The organism is Microbacterium sp. SW12, assembly GCF_055391095.1.
Genome location: NZ_AP024335.1, coordinates 2,299,853 through 2,313,717 on the forward strand (window position 1 = coordinate 2,299,853; position 13,865 = coordinate 2,313,717).

Sequence of the window (13,865 nt, forward strand, 5' to 3'; positions counted from 1 at the left end):
GCTGGGACGATATCTCGACGTCGAGAGATCGGGATCAGACCTGTGCACCCAGACGCGCGGCGACGAGCTCAGCGATCTGAACGGCATTGAGCGCTGCACCCTTGCGGAGGTTGTCGTTGCTGATGAACAGCACGAGACCCTTGCCCTCGGGGGCCGACTGGTCGGCGCGAATGCGTCCTACAAAGCTCGGGTCCTTGCCCGCGGCCTGGAGCGGGGTCGGCACCTCGTCGAGACGAACGCCCGGAGCGTCGGCGAGGATCTCCCGCGCCCGCTCGGGCGTGATCTCACGCGCGAACTCGGCGTTGATGCTCAGCGAATGCCCCGTGAACACGGGAACTCGAACACAGGTTCCGGCGACGCGAAGATCGGGGAGCTCGAGGATCTTGCGGCTCTCGTTGCGGAGCTTCTTCTCTTCGTCGGTCTCGTTGAGGCCATCGTCGACGAGGTTGCCGGCGAACGGGATGACGTCGAACGCGATGGGCGCAACGTACTTCTCGGGCTGCGGAAAATCGACAGCTGAGCCGTCGTGCACGAGGCGCAGGGTGTCGCCCTGGGCGAGCACACCCTCGACCTGGCCGAGCAGCTCCTGCGCGCCGGCAAGGCCCGAGCCGCTCACTGCCTGGTAGGTCGAGACGATGAGGCGCTCGAGTCCGGCCTCGGCATCCAGCACCTTCAGCACCGGCATCGCGGCCATCGTGGTGCAGTTGGGGTTGGCGATGATGCCCTTGACTGCCTGGTCGATCGCGTGCGGGTTGACCTCGCTGACGACGAGGGGAACCTCGGGGTCCATGCGCCAGGCGCTGGAGTTGTCGATCACGGTGGCGCCAGCAGCCGCGAAGCGCGGCGCGTGGGCGCGGCTGCCGGTTGCTCCGGCCGAGAACAGGGCGATGTCGATACCTGCGGGGTCGGCGGTGGCGACATCCTCGATGATGACGGTGTGCCCGCCGAACTCGACGGCGCTGCCGGCCGACCGGGCGGTGGCGAACAGCCGCAGCTCACCGATCGGGAACGACCGCTCCGCGAGAATCTCGCGCATCACGGTGCCGACCTGGCCGGTGGCGCCGACGACGGCGACGGAGAGTCCTGAATCGGAGATGCGGGTCATGGGAGTCGATTCTATCGGCCGGTGCCGGCGTAGACGGTGGCGGCACTGTCGGCATCCAGCCCGTAGGCGGTGTGCACGACGCGAGCCGCCTCGGCGATGTCGGAGCCACGAAGCACCACCGAGATCCGGATCTCGGAGGTCGAGATCATCTCGATGTTGATCCCCGCAACGCTCAGCGCCTCGAAGAGGGTCGCTGATACGCCCGAATGCGTGCGCATCCCTGCCCCGACCACCGAGAGCTTGCCGATCTGGTCGTCGTGGACGAGGCTCTCGAACCCGACCTCGCTCTGGTCTGCCGCGAGCGCCTTCAGGGCGGGCGCGGCATCCTGCTTGGGGAGCGTGAAGGAGATATCGGTGCGCCCGGTGGCGGCAGCCGACACGTTCTGCACGATCATGTCGACGTTCGCACCCGACTTGGCGACGATCTTGAAGATCTCGGCTGCCTTGCCGGGCACATCCGGCACGCCGATGACGGTGATCTTGGCCTGGCCGAGGTCGGTGGCGACCCCCGCGACGATGGGTTCTTCCATGGTGACTCCCTCCGGAGCATCGGGACGGGACTGGCCCGGACCCAGAACATAGGTGCCCTCGCTCGAACTGAACGTCGACCGGGCATGGATGAGGACGCCGTGACGGCGGGCATATTCGACGGCGCGGATGTAGAGCACCTTCGCGCCGTTGGCAGCGAGCTCCAGCATCTCTTCGCTGGAGACGACATCGAGCTTTCGTGCCATCGGCACCACGCGCGGGTCGGCGGTGAAGATGCCGTCCACGTCGCTGTAGATCTCGCACACGTCAGCCTCGAGAGCCGCAGCGAGCGCGACGGCAGTCGTGTCCGATCCGCCGCGGCCGAGGGTCGTGATGTCACGGGTGTCGCGGTTGAAGCCTTGGAAGCCCGCGACGATCACGATCGCCCCCTCGTCGAGGGCTTCGCGGAGCCGGATGGGTGTCACATCGACGATGCGGGCGGCACCATGCGTGGCATCCGTGATCATGCCGGCCTGACTGCCGGTGAACGAGCGCGCCTCGAATCCCATCGACGAGATGGCCATCGCCAACAACGCCATCGAGATCCGCTCGCCGCTGGAGAGCAGCATGTCGAGCTCGCGCGGAGCGGGAATCGGTGCGACCTGGCCCGCGAGGTCGAGAAGCTCGTCGGTCGTGTCGCCCATGGCGCTCACGGCGACAACGACGTCGTGACCGGCACGACGTGTGTCGACGATCCGTTTGGCGACGCGCTTGATGCTCTCGGCGTCGGCCACCGACGACCCACCGTACTTCTGGACGATCAGCGCCACATGCAACTCCCGGGATGACAGGCTCGGATGCCGAACCCAGCGACCCATTCTACGGAGGCGCACATGCCGAACACGTCATGGGGACCGTCGGCGCCAGCTAGCACCGGAACGCGGCACGTAGGGTGGACGAAGCCATCCGTGACGACCTGGGAGCTTCCGCCATGCAACGTCGGCGTCGCCTACCGAATCCACTTGGCCGCCTCTTCCGTATCTCCGCAGACGCCTACCCGGCGACCGAAGCGCTTCCGATCGTCGATGACGCCGCTGCGGTGCGCATCCTCGACTTCGCCGTCCGCTTGGGCGAGACGATGCTGGTGACTGGGGCTCCCGCCTCCGAGGTGACCTTTGCGATCGTGCGCGCCGCCGGCGCGTACGGTCTACATCCGGTGCACGTGGATGTCACATACAACTCGATCACTGCTGCCTATCACCGCAGTGGCGAAGACCGTCCGATCACGCTTTTGCGCGTTGTCCGGGCGGCGGCTCCCGACTACGAGAAACTGCTGCGACTGCAGGCGCTCCTGAACGAGGTCACGAGCGGCCTTGCGCTACCGGAGTCGCGGGCGCGCCTGACCGGGATCCGACGAACACCTTTCTCCCGTCGACCGATCATCGTGGTCGCAGCGCAGGGCCTGCTCGCCGTGGGCGTTGCGATCATGTTCGGCGGCAATCCCGTTGTGACGGTTCTCGCGTTCTTCGCTGCAGCCCTCGCCGCGCTCACACAATTCGGTCTCGCGCGGGCACGGGTGCCGTTCTTTTTCAGCCAGATCACCGCCGCCGCAGTCCTGACGCTGTTCGCATCGCTCGCTCCCGCGCTGGCTGGAACAGGCCTGCCGGGCGCCGCTGACGCACGCCCCTCCGTCATCGTCGCCTCAGCGATCGTGTTGATGCTCGCCGGCCTCACCGTCGTGGGAGCAGCCCAGGATGCGATCGACGGGTTCGCCCTCACCGCATCGGGACGCATCCTGGAACTGACCACTCAGACGCTCGGCGTTGTCATCGGCATCCTGGTGGGTCTGCAGGTCGCCAGCCTTATCGGGCTCACCGTCGATCCTCCGAGCGAGGCTCTCCCCCTCGGCGCCATCCCGCTGCAGTTCCTGGGCGCCGCACTGATCGCCGTATCGGTGGCGGTCATCAACGGGTCAGGGATGCGGATCATCCTCGTCAGCGCGGCACTAAGCGTCGCAGCCTGGACCGGCTACCTTCTGGCGTCGCTCATCGGCCTCGACACCGCCGCAGCATGCGGCGTGGGCGCCCTCGCCGGCAGCTTCATCGGCATCCTGCTCGCCTACCGCCTCCACGTGCCGTCGGTAGCCGTGACGGCGGCAGCCATCTTGCCAATGGTGCCCGGTGCGATGGTCTTCCGGGGCCTGCTCACGCTGGTGCAGTCAGGTGAGGACCCGGCTCACATGCTCGTGGGGTTCGGGACACTCGTGAACGCCGGAGTGATCGGTATCGCACTGGCTGTCGGCGCATCACTGGGCATCTACCTCGGGCAGCCGGTGCGGGCGACCCTCACGAGTGTCATGAACGCGCGCGCCCGGTTCCGCATCTGACGAGCCGGGTCCTGCTGACCCGACTCAGATCGAGCGACGACCCTCGAAGGCGCGACCGAGCGTGACCTCGTCGGCGTACTCGAGATCACCACCGACCGGCAGCCCCGAGGCGAGTCTCGTGACTGTGATCTGCAGGGAGGTCAGCAGGCGCGACAGGTAGGTCGCTGTAGCTTCACCCTCGAGGTTCGGGTTGGTGGCAAGGATGACTTCCTGAACCGTACCGTCGGCAAGTCGCTGCATGAGCTGCGCGATGCGGAGATCGTCGGGACCGACACCCGCGATTGGGCTGATCGCCCCGCCGAGGACGTGGTAGAGCCCGCGGAACTCGCGCGTGCGCTCGATCGCCGCGACATCCTTCGCGTCCTCGACGACGCAAATCAGCGTCTGGTTGCGGCGAGGGTCGCGGCAGATGCTGCAGCGATCCTGCTCCGATACATTGCCGCAGATCTCACAGAACCGAACCTTTTCCCGCACCTCGGCGAGCACCTGCGACAGTCGCGACACGTCGAACGACGGGGTCTGCAGGATGTGAAATGCGATGCGCTGCGCCGACTTCGGCCCAATACCGGGAAGCCGACCGAGCTCGTCGATGAGGTCTTGGACGATGCCGTCGTACATGCTCAGCCGAACCTCGTGGGTGATGCGTGCGGTTCTTCACGGATGAAGCGCGCCCCCAGCAGCTGGCGCACCACCGCTTCCCCGTAGCGCTGCGTTCCGTCGGGAGCCCGGGCGATCCGCTGTGCGACGACGGGCGCCTGCTCGGGGGCGACATCCAGATCGGCACCCTCGCTGTCATCATCGTCGGCTGAGGGCTCATCAGCGTCGAGGACGTCGCCCTCCCGGGGAGCCGGAAGCTGCACAGCGAGACCGACCGGCGCATCCTCGGGCTCGTCATCGACCGCGAGAGAAGACGCAAGGACCGCGGTCGGCGCTTCGGACGAAGGGATGGGGGCGACCGCCCAGTCCGTCACGGCAGGAGCTGCGGCAGCTGCTCTCGTTCCGCCGCGAGGCTGCGCTGTCGTTCCGCCGCCACGAGGCGGGGCCGGCGTGCCGTCTCCGGGCTGTGCACTCGCGCCGCCGCCGGGCTGCGGCGTCCGGGGCGCCTCGCCCGGGCCCGGCCCGCCAGAAGGCCCGCCGTCTGAAGGGCCCGACGAGTCCGAGGGACCGCCCGCGGGGTCGTGCTTGGCAAGGTACTTCACCCGGATGCCGAGAACCTGCTTGATCGCGGTGCGAAGATCCTCGCTGGGTCCTGCGCCGGCAAGAAGATGCTTGAACTTGGCGACGTCGGAAGCGTTCGCGAACGTGAGGGTGAGCACGTCGCCCGAGAAATCGGCAACTGTCGCGACAGACACCAGCAACCATGACGAGCGACTGATGCTCTCCAGCGCGGCAAGTACCGCAGCCCACCGCTCCCGAACCACGTCCAGCGTCACCGGCTCGGTCGGTGGCGCGGGAGGCACTGTCGCAACGCTCGTCTCCGAAACGCTCGCTTCCGTAGGCGCGGGCGAGGGAGTGGGAGCAGCGGCGGGCGCCGGGGCAGCAGCGGCCGCAGGGGCAGGGGAAGCAGCTGGAGCGGGTGCCGGGGCAGCGGCCACAGGGGCAGAGGAAGCAGCTGGAGCGGCGGTGGCCAGCGCCAGAACGCGCGCGCACATGAGCTCGAGCTGCAGTCGCGGTGAGGTGGCACCGGTCATCTCGTCGAGCGCGGCGACAACGACATCCGCTGTGCGCGAGAGCCGTTGAGCGCCGAACCGGTCTGCTTGCGCCGACATCCGCTGGAGGTCTTCGGGGGATGCGCCGCGTAGCACTGCTGCGGCGCCGTCCCCCGTCGCGGCGACGACGATGAGGTCGCGCAGCCGTTCCAGAAGATCGTCGACGAAGCGGCGCGGGTCTTGCCCGGTCTGTACAACCCGGTCGACGGCGGCGAAGACGGCGCCGGCGTCGGATGCCGCGAGCGCGTCGACGATCTCGTCGAGAAGCTCGGCATGCGTGTACCCGAGAAGTGCGACCGCGCGTTCGTACGTGACGGCGCCCTCCGAGCCCGCGATGAGTTGGTCGAGCAGCGACAGCGTGTCTCGCGGGGACCCGCCGCCGGCGCGGACGACCAGGGGCAGCACACCGGGATCGACGACCACGCCCTCGCTCTCGCAGAGCGAGCCCACATACTCGAGCATCGCCGCCGGCGGGACGAGTCGGAACGGGTAGTGGTGCGTGCGCGACCGGATCGTGCCGATGACTTTCTCAGGCTCGGTCGTGGCGAAGATGAACTTCACGTGATCGGGAGGCTCTTCGACGAGTTTGAGCAGGGCGTTGAATCCCTGCGGCGTCACCATGTGCGCCTCGTCGAGGATGAAGATCTTGAACCGATCACGTGCGGGTGCGAAGACGGCGCGCTCCCGCAGATCGCGTGCGTCATCGACACCGTTGTGGCTGGCGGCGTCGATCTCGACGACATCCAGGGATCCCCCGCCGCCGCGTCCGAGCTCGATGCAGCTCTCGCACGTACCGCAGGGGGTGTCGGTCGGTCCCTGGGCACAGTTCAGGCACCGCGCGAGGATGCGCGCCGAGGTCGTCTTGCCGCACCCGCGAGGCCCGGAGAACAGGTAGGCGTGCCCGACGCGGTCGCCCCGCAGCGCGGTCATGAGCGGTTCGGTGACCTGACTCTGCCCGATCATCTCGCCGAACGCCTCGGGGCGATACCGGCGGTACAGGGCGGTGGTCATTCGTCCAGCCTAGGGCGTGGTCACGACATCGGGTCAGCGGCCTGCGGCAGCTGATCCGGCACGCTCTCGAACGTCTCCGGCGACCCCACGATCGGGATCGAGGTCGTGACGACCGGCACGGATGCCGACAGCAGCGACCCGTCGTCGCGGGTGACATCCGCGAACTGACGAATCGAGGGTCGGCCGGGAATCACCGGACCCTGATCGGCAAGCGGAATCATCAGCTCTTGCTCGGGGTCGATGACGTACTGAGCGCCCCGCACCGAGAACGAGACGCTCTGCCCCGGCCCCGCCGCGAACCACATCCGGTCGCGGGCGATCGTCACCTGCAGCCGCGTGCCCTGCCAGTGCAGCGTGAAGGAGAGCTCCGGCCAGTCGGCAGGCAGCCGCGGATCGAAGCTCAACTCCCCGAAGTGGTCGCGCATACCTCCGAATCCACTGACCAGCGCGGTCCAGACGCCACCGGCCGAGGCGACGTGCACGCCATCCGCGGCATTGTGATGCAGGTCGCCGAGATCGACATAGATCGACTCGAGGAAGTAGCGCAGCGCGAGGTCTTGATAGCCGACCTCGGCTGCGAGGATCGCCTGCACGACCGCCGACAGCGTCGAGTCCCCCGTCGTCAGAGGGTCGTAGTACTCGAAGTCAGCGAGCTTCTCTTCGGCCGTGAAGTGATTGCCCTGCAAGAACAGCGCCAGCACGACATCCGCCTGCTTGAGCACCTGGTACCGGTAGATCACGAGCGGGTGGAAGTGCAGCAGCAGCGGCCGCTGGTCGGGTGAGGTGTTCTCGAGATCCCAGACTTCCTTCTCGAGGAAGACCGCGTCTTGCGGGTGGATGCCGAACGCGTCGCTGAACGGGATGTTCATCGCCTCAGCCGCGGCCTCCCACGCCTCGACCTCGTGCTCCCCCAGGCCCAGGCGATCCACCATGAGGCGGTAATCCTCGGGAGCGTCCAGGGCCATGTCGCGCAACGTGTGGGCAGCGAAACGCAGGTTGAAGCGCGCCATGACGTTCGTGAAGAGGTTGTCGTTGACGACTGTCGTGTACTCGTCGGGCCCCGTCACACCGTGGATGTGGAACGACCGCTCGGAGTCGAGTTCCGTCTCACGCCAGAACCCGAGGCTCGCCCACATCCGGGCGGTCTCGACGGCGATATCGACGCCTTCGCGATAGAGGAACTCGGTGTCGCCCGTCGCCCGCACATACTTCGCGAGGGCAAAACTCACGTCGGCATTGATGTGGTACTGAGCGGTGCCAGCGGCGTAATAGGCCGAGGCCTCCTCACCGTTGATCGTGCGCCACGGGAAGAGCACCCCGGCCTCGTTGAGTTGACGCGCGCGCCGACGCGCGGCGGGAAGCATGAGGTACCGCATCCGCAGTGCGTTTCGCGCCCACTGCGGGGTCGTATAAGCCAAGAACGGCAGCACGTAGATCTCGGTGTCCCAGAAGTAGTGACCCGAGTAGCCCGACCCCGAGACACCCTTCGCGGGGACGCCGAGCCCATCGGCCCGCGCGGCAGCCTGGGCGAGCTGGAAGAGGCACCAGCGGGTCGCCTGCTGCAGATCGTCATGGCCGCCGATCCGAACGTCCGAACGCTCCCAGAACGCATCCAGCCATTCGCGCTGGCGCGTGAAGAACGTATCGACGCCCTCGGCCTCCGCGCGATCAAGGGTCCTGCGGCACCGATCGACCAGTTCCCGAGCGGGCACACCGCGCGAGGTGTGGTAGCTCACGAGCTTGGTGACGGTGACCGGCACGCCGGCCTTCGCCCGGACGCGGAAGACGTTCTTGGCGATGTCGGGTTCGATCAGGCAGCGGGGGTCGTACTCGTTGTCGGTGTCGACGATGTGGTCGGCCACGACCGCGATCGTCATCTCGGATTCGGATGCCTTGTAGGCCAGCGCCGACCGCGTGCCGTCCTGCCAGTACTCCTGTGGCTGCAGAACGCGCTGGTGGATCCGCTCGGCCCGGCGCGGATCGAATCCCGCCTTCTTGGGTGCGACGGGAGTTCCGCCGTAGACGTCCTCGCCGTCTTGCCGGTTGATGATCTGACAGCTGATGGTGACCGGCGCATCGGCGTTCAGGACCGTGACGGTCTGCCGAAGGATCGCAAGGTGCTTCTCCTCGAACGACACCAGCCGATCATCCTCGATCAGCACCTCTTTGCCCGACGGTGTCACCCACAGGATCCGCCGACGCATGACGCCGTCGCGCAGATCGAGGACACGCTCGTACTCGCGCACATCGGCGATGTCGAGTGACAGCGGCTCGTCGTCGACGTAGACCCGCATGATCTTGGCATCCGGGGCGTTGATGATCGTCTGGCCGACCTCGGCGAACCCATACGCCTGCTCCGCATGCCGGATCGGGAAGACTTCGTGGAAGCCGTTGATGAAGGTGCCGTGCTCGTGCGCGAAGCGACCCTCGGGGCTGTTGCCCCGCAAGCCCAGGTAGCCGTTACCGACGGCGAAGAGTGTCTCGGAGACCCCGACCTCGTCGTGCGAGTAGCTCGTCTCGACGAGCCGCCATGGGTCGATGGGGTAGCGATCACGATCGATCACGCGGACTCCTCCGGTTCGGGTGCGAGAGCAGCGGTAGGGATGCCGGCACCGTCGCCGTCGAGGAACTCGGCCAGATCGGAGACCACCACGTGTGCGCCAGCGTCGCGCAGCACCTCGGCTCCGACGCCACGGTCGACGCCGACCACGAGCGCGAATCCGCCAGCAGCCGCGGAACGTACCCCTGACAGGGCATCTTCGACGGCCGCGCTGGATGCCGGGTCGACACCGAGCATCGCAGCAGCCTCGACGAACACGTCGGGGGCGGGCTTGGAGGCCAGCCCGTCGCGTTCGGCGATGACGCCGTCCATGATCACCTCGAAGCGATCGATAATGCCGGCGGCAGTGAGCACTTCCCGGGCGTTCTTGGAACTCGAGACCACCGCGATCCGGGTACCGGCATCCCGCAGCACGTCCAGCAGCGCGAGCGAGCCCGGATACGGCGCGATTCCTTCGCTTCGCAGCACGCTCTCGAAGACAGCGTTCTTGCGGTTGCCGATGCCGCAGACGGTGTCGATCTCAGGCGAGTCGCTCGGGTCGCCCCAGGGTACTTCGACATCACGGCTCCACAGCAGGCTCGCGACGCCGTCGTAGCGCTTCTTGCCGTCGAGGTGCTCGAAGTAGTCACGCTTGGTGTACTCGGGCGTGATGTTCCACGCCGCGAAGAGCTCCTGGAACATCGACTGCCACGCGTGCATGTGCACCTCGGCGGTCGGTGTCAGTACCCCGTCCAGATCGAAGAGCACCGCATCGTAGGCGGTGAGATCGGGAAGAGCGTCGGCCACAGGAATCCTCCCGGCGGGTGGCGATGTCGAAAGCATTGGCACGAGCCACGGCAATAGGTCGGGTACGGCTGACGCCGTGGTGCCAGCGTAGTAGTTCGACCCTGCCGCAATGCTGGTTTGCGGGCGCTCAGCCCTGCGCGACGCCCAGAGTTTGCCGAGCGATCTCGAGTTCTTCATTGGTCGGTACGACCAGGACGCTCACCTCAGACGCATCGGTCGAGATACGACGGATGCCGCGCTCCCGCCGCTCGTTGCGTTCGGGGTCGATCTCCACTCCCGCAAAGCCGAGGGTTTCGAGGGCCGCCGCACGGATGATGGGCGAGTTCTCGCCGACGCCGGCGGTGAAGGAGATGACGTCCACGCCGCCCAGCTGCGCGAGATACGCGCCGGCGTAGGTGCGCAGGCGATGGATGTAGACGTCGAAGGCCAGCGTCGCCGCCTCATCGCCGTCCTCGCGTCGCTGTTCGATGTCGCGCATGTCGGAGGCCCCCGCCAGGCCGAGCAGTCCCGAGCGCTTGTTGAGCAGATCGTCGAGGTCGTCGATCGAGAGCCCCGCGCGTCGCGCAAGCTGGAACACGATGGCCGGGTCGACGTCGCCCGAACGGGTGCCCATGACAAGTCCCTCCAGCGGTGTGAGCCCCATGGACGTGTCGACCGAACGACCACCGTCGATCGCGGTGACCGAGGCTCCGTTTCCCAGGTGGAACACGATCTGCTTCAGGTCTCCCAGCGGCCGGTCGAGGAACGCCGCTGCGGCTTCGCTGACGAACTTGTGTGAGGTGCCGTGGAAGCCGTACCGGCGCAGGCGGTGCTCCTGCGCGAGTTCGGTGTCGATCGCATACGTGTAGGCGGCGGGGGCGAGCGTCTGATGGAACGCGGTGTCGAAGACGGCGACGTGAGGAATCGTGTCGAACGCTTCCTGTGCGGCACGGATGCCCTGCACCGCCCCTGGGTTGTGGAGGGGCGCGAGTACCGACAGGTCTTCGATGTTGATGAGCACCAGCGGAGTCACCAGCGTCGGCTCGAAAAAGCGCGCCCCACCGTGCACGACGCGGTGACCAACGGCGACGGGCGGATTCGCCTGCAGTGAGGGGCCGTGCGCAGCGAAGGCATCGAGCATCACCTGGAAGCCTGCGGTGTGGTCGGGAATCGGCAGGTCTCGCTCGGAGGTCGCGCTCACGAATGTCGGTGCCGGCTCATCCGGGGCGAACTCCGCCGCGGTGACGGTGTGACGCGCGTGACCGTTCTCTTGCCCGATCCGTTCCACGAGGCCCGAGGCGAGCACCGCTTCGTTGTCCATGTCGATCAGCTGGTACTTGAATGACGACGAACCGCCGTTGACGACGAGGACGACACTCATGCGGTGGTCCCTTCCTTCTCACTGGATGCTGGAGCCGAGGTGTCGGCATCCGCTTGGGCCTGAATCGCGGTGATCGCGATGGTGTTCACGATGTCGTCGACCAGCGCGCCCCGCGACAGGTCGTTGATGGGTTTGTTGAGCCCCTGCAGGACGGGCCCGATCGCGACAGCTCCGGCCGAGCGTTGGACCGCCTTGTAGGTGTTGTTCCCGGTGTTGAGGTCCGGGAAGACGAAGACTGTTGCGCGACCGGCGACCTGTGAACCGGGCATCTTCGCGGCGGCAACCGCCGCGTCAGCCGCTGCGTCGTACTGGATGGGGCCCTCGACGAGCAGTTCCGGCGCCCTGTCGCGGACCAAGGCGGTGGCTGCGCGCACCTTCTCGACATCCGCCCCCGACCCGGACTCCCCCGTCGAGTACGACAGCATCGCGACGCGGGGGTCGATCCCGAACTGCGCGGCTGTCGCTGCAGACGAGATCGCGATGTCGGCGAGTTGCTCAGAAGTGGGATCAGGGATCACGGCGCAATCGCCGTACACGAGCACGCGGTCGGCCAGAGCCATGAGGAAGACGCTCGACACCACCGAGACACCCGGCTTGGTCTTTATGATCTCGAACGCCGGACGGATCGTGTGCGCCGTCGTGTGCGCAGCACCCGAGACCATGCCATCGGCCAGGCCCAGGTGAACCATCAGCGTCCCGAAGTAGGACACGTCGGTGACGGTGTCGGCTGCCTGATCGAGCGAGATCCCCTTGTGGGCCCGCAGGCGCGCGTACTCCTGCGCGAACTGTTCGACGTAGTGGGGGTCGAACGGGCTGATGATCTGCGCTGCTGTCAGGTCGACGCCGAGCTCTGCCGCTCGCGTGCGGATATCGCCCTCATCGCCGAGGATGACGAGGTCGGCGATGCCGCGCGCGAGGACTGTCGCGGCGGCCCGGATGACGCGATCGTCGTTTCCCTCGGGAAGCACGATCCGCCGCCGATCCGCGCGGGACCGCTCCACGAGCTGGTATTCGAACATGAGTGGGGTGACGACTGACGACCGCGCCAAGCCGAGCGATCTGCTCAGCATCGCGGTGTCGACGTACTGCTCGAACATCGACAGCGCGGTGTCGTACCGCCGCTGGGATGCCGCGGCGAAGCGTCCCCGCGTATTGATGACCTTGACGGCGGTCTCGAAGGTACCCTCATCGGTTGCGATGATCGGCAGGTTCGAGGAGACGCCATCCATCAGCCTGTCGATCTGTTCGGGCAGGGGGAACGGGCCGTTGAGCAGGATGCCGGAAATCGACGGGAACGTGCCCGAGGAGTGCGCCAGCAGCGTCGCCAGCAGCACCTCGGTGCGGTCGGCTGGGATCATGACGATGGAACTCTCACTCAGCCGCGGCAGCACGTTGACCATCGACATCCCCGCGATCACGACACCGAGGACCTCGCGCGAGAGCAACTCCTCGTCGCCTTTGATCAGGGTTCCATCGATCGCCGCCATGACCTCGCGCATCGTGGGGGCCACCAGGAACGTGTCCTCGGGAATCGCCCACACCGGCACGACACCGTCGGATGCCACGTGCTCGGGCTCGCGAGCACGATCGATGACCTCACGCACGGATCCGACGACGTCTTCGATCCGCTCCGCATCGGCACGGTTGACGATCACCGCGAGGAGCCCCGCTCGTCCGTGGGCGAGCTCGGCCAGTGCTAGTGCGGTGATCTGGCCAATCTCCTCGGGGGTTCGCGCAGGTGACGACCCGAGCTTTTCCGCTTCGCCGGTTCGGCCGCTCATCACGAGCAAGACTGGGGCACCGAGATTTGCCGCGATGCGGGCGTTGTAGCCGAGCTCCGCGGGTGACCCGACGTCCGTGTAGTCGCTCCCCACGATCACGACGGCGTCACACTGCGCCTCAACGGCCTTGTAGCGCTCCACGATCTTCCCGAGAGCCGCATCGGGGTCAGCCCGCACCTCGTCGTAGGTCACACCGATGCAGTCGTCGTAGGGCAGGTCGACGCCGTCGTGCGCGAGGAGCATCTCAAGCACGTAGTCGGGTTCCGTGGTCGAGCGGGCGATCGCTCGGAACACGCCGACGCGTGGGGTGGCATGGCTCAACGCATCGAGCACCCCCAGGGCGATCGTGGACTTTCCGGAGTGACCTTCTGCCGAGGTGATGAAGATGCTCTGCGCCACCCCATCAGCCTAGGTGCGACCGCGGGGGTGCCGCCGGGTGCCTACCGGAGAAAAACCCGAGGCAACCGAATGTTCACGCCCCGTTGCGTCAGGACCACGCGGGCATGAAAAGACTCTCCGCGCACCCGGCAGAGCCTGGTTACCCTTGCTACGTTTCCGTCCTGGGGGAGTTGGCCTGGATGCCGCCGCGCGGAGAGCTTCCCCTAGTCTAACCATTCGTCCCGCCGGGATTCGCGGCGTCCTCCCAGAGCCGCACCCGGTCAGCCGAGGTTACGATTGTGCAACGACCGACGAGGCGCC

9 protein-coding genes and 1 other RNA gene are annotated in these 13,865 nt (G+C 67.0%); 1 reads left to right on the forward strand and 9 read right to left on the reverse strand.

The genetic code is table 11. From position 1 onward, the window contains the following. Positions 1-34 precede the first annotated feature (34 nt). Both MICSW_RS11655 and MICSW_RS11660 read right to left on the reverse strand, forming a co-directional pair. The gene (locus tag MICSW_RS11655) at positions 35-1,105 is read right to left on the reverse strand and encodes an aspartate-semialdehyde dehydrogenase (protein ID WP_464495971.1); all 1,071 of its coding nucleotides are present in this window, start codon (positions 1,103-1,105) and stop codon (positions 35-37) included. 11 nt (positions 1,106-1,116) lie between these two features. Continuing rightward, on the reverse strand, positions 1,117-2,403 hold the full coding sequence (locus MICSW_RS11660; RefSeq protein ID WP_228178037.1) for an aspartate kinase: 1,287 nt from the start codon (positions 2,401-2,403) through the stop codon (positions 1,117-1,119). Positions 2,404-2,525: 122 nt separating this feature from the next. On the opposite strand from MICSW_RS11660, the gene MICSW_RS11665 reads away from it, so the two are divergent. Next, a complete protein-coding gene (locus tag MICSW_RS11665) occupies positions 2,526-3,959 on the forward strand; it encodes a threonine/serine exporter family protein (RefSeq protein ID WP_464495972.1) in 1,434 nt (477 codons plus the stop codon). Positions 3,960-3,983: 24 nt separating this feature from the next. Here MICSW_RS11665 and recR read toward each other — a convergent pair whose 3' ends face one another. The 7 genes from recR to ffs form a co-directional block, all read right to left on the reverse strand. Beyond that, positions 3,984-4,577: a recombination mediator RecR gene (gene recR, locus MICSW_RS11670; RefSeq protein ID WP_464495973.1), complete on the reverse strand. Its 594-nt coding sequence runs from the start codon at positions 4,575-4,577 to the stop codon at positions 3,984-3,986. 2 nt (positions 4,578-4,579) lie between these two features. Then, on the reverse strand, positions 4,580-6,679 hold the full coding sequence (locus MICSW_RS11675; RefSeq protein ID WP_464495974.1) for a DNA polymerase III subunit gamma and tau: 2,100 nt from the start codon (positions 6,677-6,679) through the stop codon (positions 4,580-4,582). Positions 6,680-6,699: 20 nt separating this feature from the next. Continuing rightward, positions 6,700-9,243, reverse strand: coding sequence for a glycoside hydrolase family 65 protein (locus tag MICSW_RS11680; RefSeq protein WP_464495975.1), 2,544 nt, complete (start codon positions 9,241-9,243; stop codon positions 6,700-6,702). Continuing rightward, positions 9,240-10,061: an HAD family hydrolase gene (locus MICSW_RS11685; protein WP_464495976.1), complete on the reverse strand. Its 822-nt coding sequence runs from the start codon at positions 10,059-10,061 to the stop codon at positions 9,240-9,242. The genes MICSW_RS11680 and MICSW_RS11685 overlap by 4 nt, the downstream gene beginning before the upstream one ends. A 91-nt stretch (positions 10,062-10,152) precedes the next feature. Then, the gene (locus MICSW_RS11690) at positions 10,153-11,385 is read right to left on the reverse strand and encodes an acetate kinase (protein ID WP_464495977.1); all 1,233 of its coding nucleotides are present in this window, start codon (positions 11,383-11,385) and stop codon (positions 10,153-10,155) included. Then, positions 11,382-13,565 carry a phosphate acetyltransferase gene (gene pta, locus MICSW_RS11695; RefSeq protein WP_464495978.1) on the reverse strand — a complete coding sequence of 728 codons (2,184 nt, stop codon included), beginning with the start codon at positions 13,563-13,565 and terminating at the stop codon, positions 11,382-11,384. The genes MICSW_RS11690 and pta overlap by 4 nt, the downstream gene beginning before the upstream one ends. A 105-nt stretch (positions 13,566-13,670) precedes the next feature. After that, an RNA gene (gene ffs / locus MICSW_RS11700) (signal recognition particle sRNA small type) lies at positions 13,671-13,767 on the reverse strand. Positions 13,768-13,865 lie beyond the last annotated feature (98 nt).

Coding starts and splice junctions, on each gene's coding strand:
- MICSW_RS11690 (WP_464495977.1), bottom strand. CDS start 11,385: ATGAGTGTCGTCCTCGTCGTCAACGGCGGTTCGTCGTCATTCAAGTAC.
- MICSW_RS11655 (WP_464495971.1), bottom strand. CDS start 1,105: ATGACCCGCATCTCCGATTCAGGACTCTCCGTCGCCGTCGTCGGCGCC.
- recR (WP_464495973.1), bottom strand. CDS start 4,577: ATGTACGACGGCATCGTCCAAGACCTCATCGACGAGCTCGGTCGGCTT.
- MICSW_RS11685 (WP_464495976.1), bottom strand. CDS start 10,061: ATGCTTTCGACATCGCCACCCGCCGGGAGGATTCCTGTGGCCGACGCT.
- MICSW_RS11675 (WP_464495974.1), bottom strand. CDS start 6,679: ATGACCACCGCCCTGTACCGCCGGTATCGCCCCGAGGCGTTCGGCGAG.